The organism is Streptomyces sp. CWNU-52B (assembly GCF_047444975.1).
GTDB lineage: Bacteria > Actinomycetota > Actinomycetes > Streptomycetales > Streptomycetaceae > Streptomyces.
This window is the reverse complement of sequence record NZ_JBLFJV010000007.1, coordinates 151,148-167,178: the sequence shown is the minus strand read 5'-3', so window position 1 is coordinate 167,178 and position 16,031 is coordinate 151,148. Positions and strand designations below refer to the sequence as shown.

Here is a 16,031-nt window from a genome sequence, read left to right as displayed (position 1 = left end):
CGGCATGCCGGACGGCCGCACACAGGACGCGACGGGTGATCGCGCCCAGGACACGACGAGCGGCCGCGCCCAGGACATACGGGGCGGCGATCCGGCCGTGACCAAGGCCGGGCTGCCGGGCTGGCTGGATCCGGTGGTGCACGCCGTCGAGACGGTCCAGCCGCTCCAGTTGAGCCGCTTCCTGCCGCCGGAGGACGGCGCGGGACGGCAGTCGGCCGTACTGATCCTCTTCGGCGAGGGCGCGCGCGGCCCCGAGCTGCTGCTCATGGAGCGCGCCACCTCGCTCAGATCGCACGCGGGACAGCCGTCCTTCCCCGGTGGCGCCCTCGACCCCGAGGACGGCGACCCGACGGCCGACGGGCCGCTGCGCGCCGCTCTCCGCGAGGCCGAGGAGGAGACCGGGCTCGATCCCCGGGGCGTCCAGCTCTTCGGTGTGCTCCCGAAGCTCTACATCCCGGTGAGCGGCTTCGTGGTCACCCCGGTTCTCGGCTGGTGGCGCGAGCCGTCACCGGTCGACGCGGTCGATCCGAACGAGACCGCGAGGGTCTTCACCGTCCCCGTGGCGGATCTCACGGATCCGGCCAACCGGGCGACCGCGGTCCACCCCAGAGGCCACCGAGGTCCGGCATTCCTGGTCGAATCCGCCCTGGTGTGGGGCTTCACGGCCGGAATCATCGACCGCCTGCTGCACTACGCCGACTGGGAGCGACCTTGGGACCGCGACAAGCAGGTCCCGCTCGACTGGCGTGCATGACAGGGTGGCGTCTGTGCTGTGTCTTTCCGGGAGGCTCCGTGTCCCCCTGCCGCTGCGCGGCGGGCCGGCTCCCCGGCCAGGACGTGGCTACCGCGAAGTGATGAGGCGAGGCTTGAAGCAGTGAACGTGCTGGACATCCTGTTGCTGGTCGCCGCCGTGTGGTTCGCGATCGTCGGCTACCGCCAGGGGTTCGTCGTCGGCATCCTGTCGGTGATCGGTTTCCTGGGTGGTGGCCTCGTCGCTGTCTACCTCCTTCCGGTCGTCTGGGGCGTGGTGACGGACGACGCCGAGGTGAGTACGACCGCCGCCGTCGTCGCCGTGGTCGTGGTCATCGTCTGCGCCTCGGTAGGCCAGGCGCTCACCACCCATCTCGGGAACAAGCTCCGCCGGTACATCACCTGGTCCCCGGCCCGCGCCCTGGACGCCACGGGCGGCGCCCTCGTCAACGTCGTGGCGATGCTCCTCGTCGCCTGGCTGATCGGCTCGGCCCTGGCCGGTACGACGCTGCCCACGCTCGGCAAGGAGGTCCGCGACTCCAGGGTGCTGCTCGGGGTGGCACGGGTGCTGCCCGCACAGGCGGACATCTGGTTCGCCGGCTTCTCCTCGGTCCTCGCGCAGAACGGCTTCCCGCCGGTCTTCAGCCCCTTCGCGGACGAGAAGATCGAAGACGTGGATCCCCCCGACCCGGCCCTCGCGACGAGCCCGGTCGCCTCCCGCTCCCAGCGCTCCATCGTCAAGGTCACCGGCACCGCCCAGAGCTGCGGAAAGGTCCTCGAAGGCACCGGCTTCGTCTTCGGCCAGCGCCGTGTGATGACCAACGCCCATGTGGTGGGCGGCGTGGACGAGCCGTACGTCCAGATAGGCGGCGAGGGGAAGCGGTACGCGGCGAAGGTCGTCCTCTACGACTGGGAGCGCGACATCGCCGTACTCGACGTACCCGAACTGCGGGCGCCCGTTCTGCAGTTCGACACCCGGGAGGCGGTCAGGGACGACGGCGCGATCGTCGCGGGCTTCCCGGAGAACGGCTCGTACACGGTCAACGCGGCGCGGGTGCGCGGCGCCATCACCGCCAACGGCCCGGACATCTACCACCGGGGCACCGTGAAGCGGCAGGTGTACTCGCTCCGCGCGATCGTGCGCCAAGGAAACTCCGGCGGCCCGCTGCTCACCCCGGACGGCCGGGTGTACGGAGTGGTGTTCGCGAAGTCCCTCGACGACGCCGAGACCGGTTACGCGCTCACCGTGGGCGAGATCCAGGACGACATCGTCAAGGGCCGCACCGCGAACCAGCAGGTGGAGAGCGACAGCTGCGCTCTCTAGGGCGTTTCGTCCGGATCGGCCCGGGTCCGCGGGTGAAGGTCGGGCGGGTGGCCGAGAGCGGCTCAGCCGCGGGGATGGCGCAGACGGGCCGATACCCAGCGGGCCCTGCGCCTCAGAATGTGCGGGATTCCCAGCCGGGGATCCATGCCCTGCAGCTGCGGGGTGCCCCTCCGATGGGAACTCAGCCCGCCGATCGAGCGGCGGTTGCGTGCTGCGTCACTGTAGTCGTGCGTCCAGCCCATACCCCGACGTCTGCCCCTGCCCCAAGGTCCATAACCACCCCCACGCCTCCCAATTGGCCTATGCGTGAGGCAATTGGCGTTCGTAGAACAGGCGTTCCCTGGGCCCGTGTGGCGCATGGTGCGAGAGGTCCTGCGGGGCAGCCGTGGGACCTGCGATGCGACGGGCCCGGCGGCCGGGACGCCAGGACCGGGATTGCTCAGCGGTCCGGCTCGGGGTCCTTCAGCCAGTTCACCAGTTCGGTGGAGAACGCCACCGGGTCCTCCTCGTGCGGGAAGTGCCCGAGCCCGTCGAACAGCCGCCAGCGGTACGGCGCTTCGACGTACTCCCCGGACCCCGCCGCGCTCCGGGTACGCATCACCGGGTCGAGCGATCCGTGCAGATGCAGCGTCGGCACCCGCACCGGCCGCTTCATACGCCGGTTGAACTGGATGCCGTCGGGGCGGGCCATCGAGCGGACCATCCACCGGTAGGGCTCAAGGGCACAGTGCGCGGTCGAGGGGATGAGCATCGCCCGCCGGTACGTCTCCACGACGTCGTCCTCCGGCAGCCGCGGCCCCGACCAGTCGCGGATGAGGCGGCCGACCAGGGCCCCCTCGTCGGCGATCAGCCGGCGCTCCGGGATCCAGGGCCGCTGGAAGCCCCAGATGTACGAACCGGCCGCGGTCTGCTTCATGTCCGAGAGCATCGCCGAGCGCCAGCGCCGAGGGTGCGGCATCGAGGAGACCACGAGCCGGCGCACCAGCTTGGGGCGCATCACGGCGGCCGTCCACGCCAGATAGCCGCCGAGGTCGTGGCCGACCAGGGCGGCGTCCGGCTCACCGAGGGACCGTACGACCCCGGTGATGTCGAGTGCGAGGTTCGCGGGGTCGTAGCCGCGCGGGGTGCGGTCGCTGCCGCCGACGCCCCGCAGGTCCATCGCGACCGCGCGGAAACCCGCGTCGGCGAGCGCCGTCAGCTGGTGCCGCCAGGTCCACCAGAACTGCGGGAAGCCGTGCAGCAGCAGGACCAGGGGTCCGTCGCCCATCTCGGCGATGTGGAAGCGGGCTCCGTTCGCGGCGACGTCCCGGTGGATCACCTCTTTCGCGCCGGGCACGTCGAGTCGTACGACCGAGGTGGGTTGGGCAGATGTGGCGGGGTCCGTCATGAGGACGAGCGTGCCACAGCCTTGACTCGGTCATCGACTCGAACACCGGCCCGGTCGCCCACCCCGTCGCCGATCCGGTCCGCCGGGGACACCTCGCGGGGGTGCGGCTTCACGTTCCCCAGGACGGCCGCCGACTCCTTGACCGAGGCCGCCGTCTTCTGCGGGCCCTTCCCCTTCTTGGCCTTCTTCGCGAAGACCAGGCCGATCAGCGCGAGGACCAGGGCGACCAGCACGTTCGCGGCGAACGAGAGCAGGAAGCAGACGGCGAGGTTCCAGTCGCTCCAGGTGTGGATGCCGTAGGCCAGGGCGAAGCTCAGCATCGGCAGGGAGAAGATCAGTACGGCGCCGGCCAGGCCGAACGCGCCGCCGCCGATCGCTCCGCGCTTGACGTCCTGCTTGAGCTGCGCCTTCGCCAGTGCGATCTCGTCATGCACCAGCGCGGACATCTCGGTCGTCGCCGAGGCGAACAGCTGGCCGATGCTGCGTTCGGCGCCGACCGGGCTGCCGTCGGGTGCGCTCATCGCGTTCTCCCTGTTGTCTTGTCGCCGTTGATTTAGTTGATTCAGTTGGTTTAGCCGATTTGGCTGTCCGGCTTTTTTGTTGTTCTAGTTGCTTTGGTCGTACTGCGTAAGGTCCGATGTCCGACCCGTTCGACCTGTCCGACCCGTCCGGTCCGGACCCGCGCGTTTCGGACCGTGTGTGTCAGATCATGCCGGACCGTCGTGCTCCACGCCTGCCCCGCCCGTCACTTCGGCAAGCCTTCGGTGTTCGGCGGCCTTGCGCTCGTAGATCTCGGCCATGCGCAGGTGGTAGGCGGGGTCGTCCTGCTCGTACACGTCGGGGATGCCGGACAGGTCCTCGTCGCGCTCCTCGTCGTCCCACAGCCTGCGGTACTTGGCGTTCCGTATCTTCAGCAGCACGCACGCCAGGACGGTCGCGATCAGGGAGCCCGTCAGGACGGACGCCTTGACCTCGTCGGCGAGCGCCGGGTCGTCGGTGAAGGCGAGTTCGCCGATGAGCAGCGACACGGTGAAGCCGATGCCGGCGAGCGAGGCCACCGCGAAGACGTCCGGCCAGGCCAGGTCGTCGGAGAGCGACGCGCTGGTGAAGCGGGCCGTCAGCCACGTACCGCCGAAGATCCCGACCGCCTTGCCGACGACGAGACCGAGTACGACACCGAGGGTCTCGGGCTGGGTGAACACCTCGCCGAGTGCGCCGCCCGACACCCCGACCCCGGCACTGAACAGCGCGAACAGCGGTACGGCGAGGCCCGCGGACAGGGGGTGCACGAGATGTTCGACGCGTTCGCCGGGTGAGTGTTCCTCACCTTCGCCCGTGCGGGTGGTGCAGCGCAGCATCAGGCCCATCGCGACGCCGGCGACGGTGGCGTGGATGCCGCTGTTGTACATCAGCGCCCAGACGACCAGGGCGAGCGGCACGTACACGTACCAGCCGCGTACGCCCTTCCTGAGCAGGAACCAGAAGACGACGAGGCCGACGACGGCGCCGCCGAGCGCGACGAAGTCCAGGTCGTCGGTGAAGAAGACCGCGATGATCAGGATCGCGAAGAGGTCGTCGACGACGGCGAGCGTCAGCAGGAAGGCGCGCAGGGCGCTCGGCAGCGAGGTGCCGATGACGGCGAGGACGGCGAGCGCGAAGGCGATGTCGGTCGCGGTGGGTACGGCCCAGCCGGCGAGCGAGCCGCCGCCGGTGACGCCGACCAGGGTGTAGACCAGCGCCGGTACGGCCATTCCGCAGAGCGCGGCGACGACGGGGAGCGCGGCGGCCCGTGGGTCCTTGAGGTCACCGGCGACCAGTTCGCGCTTGAGTTCGATGCCGGCGACGAAGAAGAAGACCGCGAGGAGTCCGTCGGCGGCCCAGTGCTCGACGGAGAGGTCCAGACCGAGTGCGGCGGGCCCGACATGGAAGTCCCGGACGGACTCGTAACTCTCCCGGATGGGGGTGTTCGCCCAGATCAGCGCGGCGACGGCGGCGACGAGCAGGAGGATGCCGCCGACGGTCTCCGTGCGCAGCGCGTCCGCGACGAAGGTCCGCTCCGGCAGCGAGAGCCGCCCGAGCACTTTGCGGTCCTTGGGGTCCCGGCGGCCGGGGTCGCCGGCGGGGGAGGGCGACGGGGAGGGGGGTGAGGGGGTGGGCGCGGACACGGGGACGACCTCCGGTCGGTGGGCAGGACGGAGCACATGCCGACCAGACTTCCCGGCGCACCTATGGAGATCTCCCGGTTCGCCGGGGTCTCAGAGTCCTCGGACTCACTTGTCGCGTGTCGACGCTGTCGCGTCTGACGCGCTCCTCAGCTTACCCATGACTCCGTCTGCCCAAGATGCCGTCGGGCCCGTCCGGTGATCCCGTCCGGTGATCTTCACGGTAGACGCGAAAGGGGCACCCGGCGCGTTCGCTGCCGGGTGCCCCTTCTCGGTGACGGTGGTGACGGTGGTGACGGTGGTGACGGTGGTGACGGTGTGGCCGCGTGGTTGCGTGGCGCTGTCGCCGTGCGGCCCTTGTCGCCGTGCCGCGCGTCAGTCCTCGCTGGCCGCCGCCGGGAGCTTCGTCTGGATGAGGTCCATCACCGTGGAGTCGGTGAGCGTGGTGACGTCACCGAGCTGGCGGTTCTCCGCGACATCGCGCAGCAGCCGGCGCATGATCTTGCCGGAACGGGTCTTGGGCAGCTCCGCCACCGGCAGGATCCGCTTCGGCTTGGCGATCGGGCCGAGGACCTTGCCGACGTGGTCGCGCAGCTCGCCCACGAGGGTCTCGGTCTCCGACGCGGAACCGCGCAGGATCACGAAGGCCACGATCGCCTGCCCGGTCGTCTCGTCGGCCGCACCCACGACGGCCGCCTCGGCGACCGACGGGTGGGAGACGAGCGCCGACTCGACCTCGGTGGTCGAGATGTTGTGCCCGGACACGAGCATCACGTCGTCCACCCGGCCGAGCAGCCAGATGTCGCCGTCGTCGTCCTTCTTGGCGCCGTCGCCCGCGAAGTACCTGCCCTCGAAGCGCGACCAGTACGTGTCGATGAACCGCTGGTCGTCGCCCCAGATGGTGCGCAGCATCGACGGCCACGGCTCGGTCAGGACGAGATAACCGCCGCCCCCGTCGGGCACCTCCCGCGCCTCGTCGTCGACGACCGTCGCGGAGATACCGGGCAGCGCCCGCTGCGCGGATCCGGGCTTGGTGTCGGTGACGCCCGGCAGCGGCGAGATCATCATCGCGCCGGTCTCGGTCTGCCACCAGGTGTCCACGATCGGGGTGCGGTCGCCGCCGATGTGCTTGCGGTACCAGACCCACGCCTCGGGGTTGATCGGCTCACCGACGGATCCCAGGACGCGCAGGCTCGACAGGTCGAACTTCGCGGGGATGTCGTCGCCCCACTTCATGAACGTACGGATCGCCGTCGGGGCCGTGTAGAGGAGCGTCACGCCGTACTTCTGGATGATCTCCCAGAAGCGCCCCTGGTGCGGGGTGTCGGGTGTGCCCTCGTACATCACCTGGGTCGCGCCGTTCGCCAGCGGGCCGTACGTGATGTACGAGTGCCCGGTGACCCAGCCGATGTCGGCCGTGCACCAGTAGACGTCGGTCTCCGGCTTGAGGTCGAAGACGGCGTGGTGCGTGTACGCGGTCTGGGTGAGGTAGCCGCCGGAGGTGTGCAGGATGCCCTTCGGCTTACCCGTCGTGCCCGAGGTGTAGAGGATGAAGAGCGGGTGCTCGGCGTCGAACGCCTCGGGGGTGTGCTCAGCGGACTGCTTCTGCGTGATCTCGTGCCACCAGATGTCGCGGCCCTCGGTCCACGCGACGTCCTGGCCCGTCCGGCGTACGACGAGGACCTTGGCCACGCCGTCGACCCGGGAGACCGCCTCGTCCACGGCCGGCTTGAGCGCGGCGGGCTTGCCGCGGCGGTAGCCGCCGTCCGAGGTGATGACCAGTTTGGCGTCGGCGTCCTGGATGCGGGTGGCGATGGCGTCGGCGGAGAAACCGCCGAAGACGACCGAGTGCGCGGCGCCGATGCGGGCGCAGGCCAGCATCGAGACGACGGCCTCGGGGATCATCGGGAGATAGATGGCGACCCGGTCGCCCTTCTCCACTCCCAGCTCGATCAGGGCGTTGGCGGCCCGGGAGACCTCGTCCTTGAGCTCGGCGTAGGTGATGGCGCGGCTGTCCCCGGGCTCGCCCTCGAAGTGGATGGCGACCCGGTCGCCGTGACCGGCCTCGACGTGCCGGTCCACGCAGTTGTACGCGACGTTGAGCTTGCCGTCCTTGAACCACTTCGCGAACGGAGGGTTCGACCAGTCCAAGGTCTCGGTCGGCTCGGTGGCCCAGGTCAGCCGACGGGCCTGCTCGGCCCAGAAGCCGAGCCTGTCAGCCTTGGCCTGCTCGTACGCCTCCGCGGTGACGTTGGCGTGTCCGGCCAGGTCGGCGGGCGGCGCGAACCTGCGTTCTTCCTTGAGCAGGTTGGCCAGGCTTTCGTTGCTCACGACATCTCCCTTTCCCAGGGTGTCCGTTGTGTCCCAGGCCACAGCTCATCAGACGGGGACCCCTGGTGACAAGGGCCGTCCGACAATTGGTTTAGACCTGTGTGCGGGATCATGCGTCCGTGTGGCCTGCCCGCGGACACGGGCGGCCACACGTTCTCACGGATGGCGGAGGCCGCCGGTTCAGGCACGCGGCGGGACCCGCCGACCGAGAGCCCTGCTGGGAGGGCGTGCACGACCGGCGCGACACCCCGATCGGTGCCGGCGAGACCCGTTCGATGCGGGGGCTGTGGGCGGTCCGGGTGTCGCGGGCGGTGCGGGCGGTGCGGGTCAGACCGGTGTGCGGGTCAGGGCTCTCGCCGCGACCCGGTCGAAGAGCTCGCCCTCTTCCTGGGGGGACGGGCCGTCCGTGAGGAGGTACGCCTGGGCCTCGCCCACGTGGAAGTACATCCCGTGCAGTTCGAGCGCGCCCGCCGCCAGGGCTCGCGCCACGACCTCGTACGCCCGCAGATGCTCCAACTGCTGCACGACGTTGGTGAGGCAGAGCTGCTCGGTGGCGTCGGCCGGCGCGCGTCCGGCGATCCGCGTCCAGGGCCGGTCCTTCGCGGCCATCCGCGCCACGCTCGGCAGCCCGTGCCGCAGCCACCGCTTCAACGGCGTCGGGGCGCCGCCCGGTTCGGTGCTCATCAGCGCCTGCATCGCCCCGCATCCGGAGTGCCCGCACACGGTGATGGACCGCACCTGCAGCACCTCCACCGCGTACTCGATCGCGGCCGCCACCGAGTCGTCGCCGCTCTCCTGACCCGGTGGCGGTACGAGATTGCCGACATTGCGTACGACGAAGAGGTCGCCGGGGCCGCTCGACGTGATCATCGAGGTGACCAGCCGGGAGTCGGCGCAGGTGAGGAAGAGCTGTGAGGGCCGCTGTCCCTCCCGCGCGAGCCGGGCCAGTTCACCGCGCACCAGGGGTGCGGTGTTGCGCTGGAACGTGCTGATGCCGCTGGCCAGTTGATGCCCGCTGGGGTGCCCGCCGGGCGGCGGTGCCTCGGGGCTCTCGCAGTGGTGGTTCAGCCAGGGAGTCCAGGGCCGGCAGTGGCAGGGGGACGTCTGCCCGTCGGCGTCCTTGGTGTGCGGTTCGGCGAGCCGGGCCCCGGTGCGCCCGGTCAGCTCGACGGAGCCGCCCTGGCTGGTGTGCGCGTTCTGCCAGTCGTGCAGCGACTCGTACGCCGCGTGGTCCATGAAGGAGCCGTCCAGCTCGATCACCGCGTCGGCCTTCGGCGGGATCTGGTGCAGGGCCCTGCTGAGGCGGGGCACCGCGAGGAACGTCAACTGCCCGCGCACCCGGACGTGGTGGACGCCGTCCGGGCCCACCTCGCGGATGATCCGGGTGCGGGTCAGGCGGTGCAGGGCGACGCCGACGGCCATCGCGATCCCGAGTGCGACGCCCTCCAGGACGCCGAGGACGACGACGCCGAGGGTGGTGACGGCGTACACCAGCATCTCCCGGTGGCGGGTGACCGTGCGGATGTGGTGCAGGGACACCATCTGGACGCCGACGGCCATCACCAGGGCGGCCAGCGCCGCGAGGGGGATCAGCTCCAGGAGCGGGACCATCAGGAGGGCGACGATCACGACCCAGACGCCGTGCAGCATCGTGGAGTTCCGGCTGACGGCGCCGGCGCGTACGTTCGCCGAGCTGCGCACGGCCACGCCCGCCACGGGGAGCCCGCCGAGCGAGCCGGAGACGATGTTGGCGGCGCCCTGTCCGAGCAGCTCACGGTCGAGGTCGGAACGCCCTTGCTGGACGGGCACCCCGGCCGTGAGTTTGTCCACGGCCACGGCGCCCAGGAGCGATTGGACACTGCACACCAGCGTGGTGGTGAGCACGGCGGCGACGAGCCCGAGCGCCGGACCCTCGGGCAGCCCGGCCAGGGCGTGACTGCGCCAGGACGGCAGATCGACCTTGGGCAGGGTGAGCCCGGCGAGGGTCGCCGTCAGGGTGGCCGCGGTGACGGCGACGAGCGCCGCCGGGACGGTACGCAGCAGCCGTCCGGCCCGGCCGGGGAGCCGGGAGCAGGCCAGGAGGACGGTCAGGGTCAGGGCGCTGATCGCCACCGCGGCCACCTGGGAGTGGGCCAGCTGGGCGGGCAGCGCCCTCATGTTGTCGACGACCGAGCTGCTCGGGGAGCCGCCCAGCACGATGTGCAGCTGGGCGACGGCGATGGTGATGCCGATGCCGGCCAGCATGCCGTGCACGATCGCGGGGCTGACGGCCAGGGCGGTCCGGGCCACCCGCAGGAACCCCAGGCCGAGTTGGACCAGTCCGGCGAGGACGGTGACGGCGCAGGTCGTCCGCCATCCGTACTTCTGGATGAGGTCGGCGGTGACCACGGTGAGCCCCGCGGCGGGCCCGCTCACCTGGAGCGGCGCACCACCGAACCGGCCGACCACGAGCCCGCCCACGGCGGCGGCGACGAGTCCCGCCTGCAGCGGCGCGCCGGTGGCGAGGGCGATGCCCAGGGACAGGGGCAGGGCGATCAGGAAGACGGCGATCGAGGCGGACACGTCCGCGGCCGCGATCCGGGACGGCTGAGGGAGTCGGGGGATCCGTGGGACCCGGGGGATTCGAGGCGCTCGGCGGCCGGGGCGGGGCGGGCTGTGCGGCCGCCCCTCGTCCGGTGTGTGCGAAGAGTCGTCGGTGTGTGTGGGGACGCAGGCAGGCATGGTTCCCGTCTCCTCCGGGGCTACGCGGTCGCTTCAAGGGCGCGGCCGTGGGTCACGGCGTACAGCGGCGGGACTTTCAACGCTCGGTAAACGAATCGTAATGGAGAGTAAAGGATGCGTGCTAACAAATAGCGCAAATGGGGCAATAGTTCATTCCAGAGAGTGATTAATCATTTTGATCGGCTTGTCGTACCACCCCTTCCTTCGGCCCCTGCGATCTTGGGCTCGCCGTCTGTTTTGTCCCGATTGAAGGAAGAAGGTGGGCGGAACATGGCCGCCACTCAGAGGATCACCACGGGCGTCGCCGTCGCAGCGATCTGTGCCGCGGCGCTCGCCGGCTGCGGAACCGGCGACGCCGGGCACGCCGGGGGCGCCGGTGTCGAGAAGGGCGAGCAGGGTGAGCAGGGCGAGGGCGCGCACGGCGCCAAGAAGGCCGGGGGTGCTTCGGTGCCCAAGAGCCCGGTCCGGCTGATCGGCGACGGCTCCACCGCGTTCACCGGTGCGCAGCCGCACCTGCCGCGGGCCGAGCGGCTGAAACCCGGTCAGAGACCGCCGCAGTTCGTGGTGTTCTCGTGGGACGGGGCCGGTGAGGACAGTCAGCGGCTGTTCTCGCACTTCCGCAAGGTGGCCAAGGACAACAAGGCGACCATGACGTACTTCCTCAGCGGCGTGTACATGCTTCCCGCGGAGAAGCGCGATCTGTACCGGCCGCCGCAGCACTCGCCCGGCCGCTCCGACATCGGCTTCAACGACGAGCAGGGCATCAAGGACACCGTGAAGCAGCTGCGCGGCGCCTGGCTGGAGGGCAACGAGATCGGCACGCACTTCAACGGCCACTTCTGCGGCAGCGGCGGCGGAGTGGGGGAGTGGTCGGTCGAGGACTGGAAGAACGAGATCGCCCAGGCCAAGTCCTTCGTCAAGTCCTGGAAGACCAACACGGGCACGGCGAAGGGGTCGCCGCTGCCCTTCGACTACGACAAGGAGCTCATCGGCGCCCGCACGCCCTGCCTGGAGGGGCAGAAGAACTTCATGAGGGCCGCCGACGAGCTCGGCTTCCGCTACGACACCAGTGGCGTCAACGACCAGGTCTGGCCCAAGAAGAAGGGGGGGCTGTGGGATCTGTCGATGCAGCTGGTGCCGGTGCCCGGCCGCGCGTTCGAGACGCTGACCATGGACTACAACTTCATGGTCAACCAGTCGGGCACCGCGACCCAGGGCGATCCCGCCAAGCACGAGTACTGGGGCGACCAGATGCGTGACGGCCTGCTCAAGGGCTTCTCCCGCGCCTACGAGGGCAACCGCGCTCCCCTGGTCATCGGCAACCACTTCGAGTCCTGGAACGGCGGCGCGTACATGCGGGCCGTCGAGGAGACCATCGAGCGGGTCTGCACCAAGCGTGAGGTGCGCTGCGTCTCCTTCCGGCAGCTCGCGGACTGGCTCGACGCCCAGGACCCGAAGACCCTCGACAAGCTCCGCACCCTCAAGGTGGGCCAGAGCCCGAAGCAGGACTGGGCGTCGTTCCTCTCCGACCGGCCGGCCCCGGCCCCGAAGGGAGTGCCCGGCGCACCGGCGGCGAAGCCGTAAGCCCTGTCCCCGCCCCTGTCCGCCCCCCTGTCCGTGCCTGCCCCCGCGCGCGGCGGGGGCAGGCACGTATGAGGGCTCATGCCGCGACGCACGGGGTCACGCCGTGGCGGCCTCGGCCTCCCGCAGGACGAAGGCGGGGTCGACCTGGGCGGCCAGGTCGGCGCCCGTGCGCTCATTGCCCCAGGACTGCGCGTTCTTCAGGTGGAAGTGGACCATCTGCTGGGTGTAGCGCTCCCAGTCGCGCTGTCCGTAGGTCGCGTCCGCGGCGTCCTGGAGGGCGCTCAGCGCACGGCGGTTGCCGTCCTCCAGCTGGTCGAACCGGGGAGGGCGGCCCTTCTCCATGGCGCGTACCCAGTCCGAGTGGCCGACCGTCAGCAGCAGGTCGTCGCCGACCTCGCCCCGGAGGAAGTCGATGTCGTCCTGGCCCTGCACCTTGTTGCCCACGACCTTCAGGGTGACGCCGAAGTCGCGTGCGTACTCCTTGTACTGGCGGTAGACGGAGATCCCCTTCCTGGTGGGCTCGGCGACGAGGAACGTGATGTCGAAGCGGGTGAACATGCCGGACGCGAAGGAGTCCGAGCCCGCCGTCATGTCGACGACGACGTACTCGCTGCGCCCGTCGACGAGGTGGTTCAGGCAGAGCTCCACCGCACCGGTCTTGGAGTGGTAGCAGGCTACTCCCAGGTCGGCCTCGGTGAACGGGCCGGTGACCATCAAACGGACGGTGCCGCCGTCGAGTTCCACCGGTCGCGCGCAGGCCTCGTACACCGGGTTGTCCTCGCACACCCGCAGGAGGCGCGAGCCCTCGCCGGGCGGGGTGGTCTTGATCATCGTCTCGGCGGAGGCGATGCGCGGGTTGGTGCCGCGCAGGTAGTCCTTGATGAGGCCCAGGCGGTCGCCCATGGCGGGCAGGCCCTGTGCCTGGGCGTCGGTGAGGCCGAGCGCCGGGCCGAGGTGCTGGTTGATGTCGGCGTCCACCGCGACGACGGGCGATCCGGTGGTCGCGAGATGACGGACGAAGAGCGAGGACAGCGTCGTCTTGCCGCTGCCGCCCTTCCCAACGAAAGCAATTTTCATGTTCATGTAGCGTAGTCGCGCGACAGGGTCCGAGGGCCGTCAGACGTGAAGAAGACCACTCGTTCGTGGGGCGCGCGCCAGGTGTGCGTAGGGTCGTACTCATGAGTACGACAGGTGCGAACGCCGACCCCCTCGCGGCGCTGGGCTCGCTGCCCGGCGTGGCGGAATCCGTCGAGTCCGTCCGCAAGGCCGTGGACCGGGTCTACGGGCACCGCATCATGCGGCGCCGCAGCAACGAGATCACCGGGGAGGCAGCGCTGCGCGGCTCCCGCGGGTCCGCGGCGCTGTCCGGCGCCGACTGGGCCCTCGAAGAGGTCCGCCGCAGGACCGACTTCAGCGGTGACGACGAGGCCAGGGCGGTGGGCGCGGCGCTCCGGCTGACCGCCGAGGCGGGCGAACTCCTGTCGATCTGGCGGCAGTCACCCCTTCGGGTGCTGGCCAGGCTGCATCTGGTGGCCGCGGCCGACAAGGGGGACGCGGTCGGACGTCCGCGCCGGGACGGGGAGCCCGTGGCGGAGACCGCGGCGGCAGGCGCCGCGGGGCCGCCGCTGATCGGGCTTCCGCTGCCGGACGCCGCCGAGGTCGAGGGCCGGCTGGACGGGCTGGCGCGGCTGGTGATCGCGGGGAGTTCGGCGCCCGCCCTGGTGACCGCCGCCGTGGTGCACGGCGAACTTCTCGCGTTGCGCCCCTTCGGCTCCCACAACGGTCTGGTCGCGCGCGCGGCGGAGCGGATCGTCCTCATCGGCAGTGGGCTCGACCCCAAGTCGGTCTGTCCGCCGGAGGTCGGTCACGCGGAACTGGGCCGAGCGGCCTACGCCGCCGCCCTGGACGGCTACGCGTCGGGGACCCCGGAGGGGATGGCGGCCTGGATCGCCCACTGCGGTACGGCGGTCGGGCTCGGCGCCAGGGAGTCGACGGCGGTGTGCGAGGCGCTGCAGCGGGGCGCCGCGTAGGCCGGGTGGATCGGGTGGACCGGGTGGGTCCGCGCGGCCCGGCGCCCGGAACAGGGTTGCGGCGGTACGGAGTTCCGTACCGCCGCTGGCATGTTCACCGGGTTACCAAGCGTCCTCGGAGTGTTGCCCATCAGGTCGGGAACTGTGCCCGTCACCTGGTGCGGCTGGCCCGTAATCGACGGGTCGACGTCGCGTGGGTGCTCGGTGTCCATGCGCGGTCCGTGGGGCCTCGGTTGCGTTTGAAGGTGATCCTTTCGGATGTCCTTGGTCTCGCGGGCCGTTGATTCCTTTGTACTCCAGGTCCGGAGGAAGCGGAACCCCTCGCTGTACTTCTTTACTTTTGGGTTCAAAGGCGGATCAATCGGGCGCCCGGCCCGAAGGGTCTCAGTTCACCGTCGCGCGGCGTCGGTTGGCGTACCAGACGAGCCCCGCCGTGGCCGCCGCCGCTCCTATCGCCGCGGCCGCGACGATGGCCGGCCGGGGCGGTGCGGACACGCGCTGCTTCAGCCGTACCGGGTGGTTGAAGTCGAGGACGGGCCAGCCGCGCGCGACGGCCTCGCGGCGCAGCGCGCGATCCGGGTTCACGGCGTGCGGGTGGCCGACCGCCGAGAGCATCGGGATGTCGGTCGCCGAGTCGCTGTACGCGTAGCAGCGCGAGAGGTCGTACCCCTCGGACGCGGCCAGCTCCTTGACCGCCTCGGCCTTCGTCGGCCCGTACGCGTAGTACTCCACCTCGCCCGTGAAGCAGCCGTCGTCGCCCACGACCATGCGGGTCGCCACCACCCGGTCCGCGCCCAGGAGCTCACCGATGGGCTCGACGACCTCCGCTCCGGAGGTGGAGACGATCACGACGTCGCGCCCGGCGGTGTGGTGCTCCTCGATGAGGGACGCCGCCTCGTCGTAGATGATCGGGTCGATCAGGTCGTGCAGGGTCTCGGCGACTATCTCCTTCACCTGCTGCACGTTCCAGCCGCGGCACAGTGCGGACAGGTACTCCCGCATCCGTTCCATCTGGTCGTGGTCGGCGCCGCCCGCGAGGAAGACGAACTGGGCATATGCGGTACGCAAGACCGCCCGGCGATTGATCAGGCCGCCTTGGTAGAACGACTTGCTGAACGTGAGAGTGCTCGACTTCGCAATGACCGTCTTGTCCAGGTCGAAGAAGGCCGCTGTACGAGGCAGGGAGTGGTTTTCCACAAGGTTGAGCATATGCGCCCGCCATTCGGGCTAGTGTGGGGCGTGTGGGTTTGCCTGAGAGGGCTCTCGGGTACACCATGGAAGTCACGGATCGTTCGCGACCGTGCCAACCCGGTTTGGCTCCTCCCCCCCCGAGTCAAACCGTGGGGACGACCCCCGCTCTCCCCCCCGGCGGGGGTCGTCGCATGTCCGGATGGGTTTTCCCCTCCGTTGTTGAGAACGCCTGGCCCCGCTCAGCGGGGCCAGGCGTTTCTCTGTGTCCGCACAGGATTGGTCACCGTGCGTAGCCGCCTTGCTGCTCTGTGGAAGTCGCCCATCGGTCACCGGTTTGGGTGAAGGCGATATTCACAACCATCGAGATGTCCACAGTTATCGACCAAGATCCACACGATTTCCGGGATCGCTGCACCGTGATTCCAGCGCGTACCGCTCGCGGAAGTTCATGGCCGGTTCCGATTGTTCGGCGGCTATGGCCGGTTCGTATCGGCGGTTCATATGGAGGGCCGGGTTGCCGGTTCTTGCGCTGGGTGGGAATCGCGGGGCCA

12 protein-coding genes are annotated in these 16,031 nt (G+C 70.2%); 4 read left to right on the top strand and 8 right to left on the bottom strand.

Annotated features, from left to right (window positions below; genetic code table 11):
• The first annotated feature begins 4 nt into the window (after positions 1–4).
• Positions 5–754 carry an NUDIX hydrolase gene (locus ACLVWQ_RS10235; RefSeq protein ID WP_414108101.1) on the top strand — a complete coding sequence of 250 codons (750 nt, stop codon included), beginning with the start codon at positions 5–7 and terminating at the stop codon, positions 752–754.
• Positions 755–874: 120 nt separating this feature from the next.
• Complete coding sequence (locus tag ACLVWQ_RS10230; protein ID WP_414108000.1) at positions 875–2,074, top strand: MarP family serine protease; 1,200 nt, start codon at positions 875–877, stop codon at positions 2,072–2,074.
• A 62-nt stretch (positions 2,075–2,136) separates the two neighbouring features.
• Here the strand turns inward: ACLVWQ_RS10230 and ACLVWQ_RS10225 are convergent, their stop codons facing one another.
• The 6 genes from ACLVWQ_RS10225 to ACLVWQ_RS10200 all read right to left on the bottom strand — a co-directional run bounded on the left by ACLVWQ_RS10225 (position 2,137) and on the right by ACLVWQ_RS10200 (position 10,675).
• Positions 2,137–2,316: a hypothetical protein gene (locus ACLVWQ_RS10225; RefSeq protein WP_414107999.1), complete on the bottom strand. Its 180-nt coding sequence runs from the start codon at positions 2,314–2,316 to the stop codon at positions 2,137–2,139.
• Positions 2,317–2,513: 197 nt separating this feature from the next.
• Positions 2,514–3,461 carry an alpha/beta fold hydrolase gene (locus ACLVWQ_RS10220; RefSeq protein WP_414107998.1) on the bottom strand — a complete coding sequence of 316 codons (948 nt, stop codon included), beginning with the start codon at positions 3,459–3,461 and terminating at the stop codon, positions 2,514–2,516.
• Complete coding sequence (locus ACLVWQ_RS10215; RefSeq protein WP_414107997.1) at positions 3,458–3,982, bottom strand: phage holin family protein; 525 nt, start codon at positions 3,980–3,982, stop codon at positions 3,458–3,460. Before ACLVWQ_RS10215 ends, ACLVWQ_RS10220 begins: the two co-directional genes overlap by 4 nt.
• A 186-nt stretch (positions 3,983–4,168) precedes the next feature.
• Positions 4,169–5,626, bottom strand: coding sequence for a Na+/H+ antiporter NhaA (gene nhaA / locus ACLVWQ_RS10210; protein ID WP_414107996.1), 1,458 nt, complete (start codon positions 5,624–5,626; stop codon positions 4,169–4,171).
• Positions 5,627–5,998: 372 nt separating this feature from the next.
• Positions 5,999–7,996: an acetate--CoA ligase gene (gene acs, locus ACLVWQ_RS10205; RefSeq protein ID WP_414107995.1), complete on the bottom strand. Its 1,998-nt coding sequence runs from the start codon at positions 7,994–7,996 to the stop codon at positions 5,999–6,001.
• 285 nt (positions 7,997–8,281) lie between these two features.
• The gene (locus ACLVWQ_RS10200) at positions 8,282–10,675 is read right to left on the bottom strand and encodes a bifunctional SulP family inorganic anion transporter/carbonic anhydrase (RefSeq protein WP_414107994.1); all 2,394 of its coding nucleotides are present in this window, start codon (positions 10,673–10,675) and stop codon (positions 8,282–8,284) included.
• A 270-nt stretch (positions 10,676–10,945) separates the two neighbouring features.
• Between ACLVWQ_RS10200 and ACLVWQ_RS10195 the strand changes: the two genes are divergently transcribed.
• A complete protein-coding gene (locus ACLVWQ_RS10195) occupies positions 10,946–12,259 on the top strand; it encodes a hypothetical protein (RefSeq protein WP_414107993.1) in 1,314 nt (437 codons plus the stop codon).
• A gap of 96 nt (positions 12,260–12,355) precedes the next feature.
• On the opposite strand, the gene ACLVWQ_RS10190 is transcribed toward ACLVWQ_RS10195, so the two are convergent.
• A complete protein-coding gene (locus tag ACLVWQ_RS10190; RefSeq protein ID WP_414107991.1) occupies positions 12,356–13,342 on the bottom strand; it encodes an ATP-binding protein in 987 nt (328 codons plus the stop codon).
• A gap of 95 nt (positions 13,343–13,437) precedes the next feature.
• Here ACLVWQ_RS10190 and ACLVWQ_RS10185 point away from each other — a divergent pair, with 95 nt between their 5' ends.
• Complete coding sequence (locus tag ACLVWQ_RS10185) at positions 13,438–14,289, top strand: oxidoreductase (RefSeq protein ID WP_414107990.1); 852 nt, start codon at positions 13,438–13,440, stop codon at positions 14,287–14,289.
• Positions 14,290–14,673: 384 nt separating this feature from the next.
• Here the strand turns inward: ACLVWQ_RS10185 and ACLVWQ_RS10180 are convergent, their stop codons facing one another.
• Positions 14,674–15,498 carry an HAD family hydrolase gene (locus ACLVWQ_RS10180; protein ID WP_414107989.1) on the bottom strand — a complete coding sequence of 275 codons (825 nt, stop codon included), beginning with the start codon at positions 15,496–15,498 and terminating at the stop codon, positions 14,674–14,676.
• Positions 15,499–16,031 lie beyond the last annotated feature (533 nt).

Coding starts and splice junctions, on each gene's coding strand:
- ACLVWQ_RS10235 (WP_414108101.1), top strand. CDS start 5: ATGCCGGACGGCCGCACACAGGACGCGACGGGTGATCGCGCCCAGGAC.
- ACLVWQ_RS10225 (WP_414107999.1), bottom strand. CDS start 2,316: ATGGGCTGGACGCACGACTACAGTGACGCAGCACGCAACCGCCGCTCG.
- ACLVWQ_RS10220 (WP_414107998.1), bottom strand. CDS start 3,461: ATGACGGACCCCGCCACATCTGCCCAACCCACCTCGGTCGTACGACTC.
- ACLVWQ_RS10215 (WP_414107997.1), bottom strand. CDS start 3,982: ATGAGCGCACCCGACGGCAGCCCGGTCGGCGCCGAACGCAGCATCGGC.
- ACLVWQ_RS10200 (WP_414107994.1), bottom strand. CDS start 10,675: ATGCCTGCCTGCGTCCCCACACACACCGACGACTCTTCGCACACACCG.
- ACLVWQ_RS10195 (WP_414107993.1), top strand. CDS start 10,946: ATGGCCGCCACTCAGAGGATCACCACGGGCGTCGCCGTCGCAGCGATC.
- ACLVWQ_RS10190 (WP_414107991.1), bottom strand. CDS start 13,342: ATGAACATGAAAATTGCTTTCGTTGGGAAGGGCGGCAGCGGCAAGACG.
- ACLVWQ_RS10185 (WP_414107990.1), top strand. CDS start 13,438: ATGAGTACGACAGGTGCGAACGCCGACCCCCTCGCGGCGCTGGGCTCG.
- ACLVWQ_RS10180 (WP_414107989.1), bottom strand. CDS start 15,498: ATGCTCAACCTTGTGGAAAACCACTCCCTGCCTCGTACAGCGGCCTTC.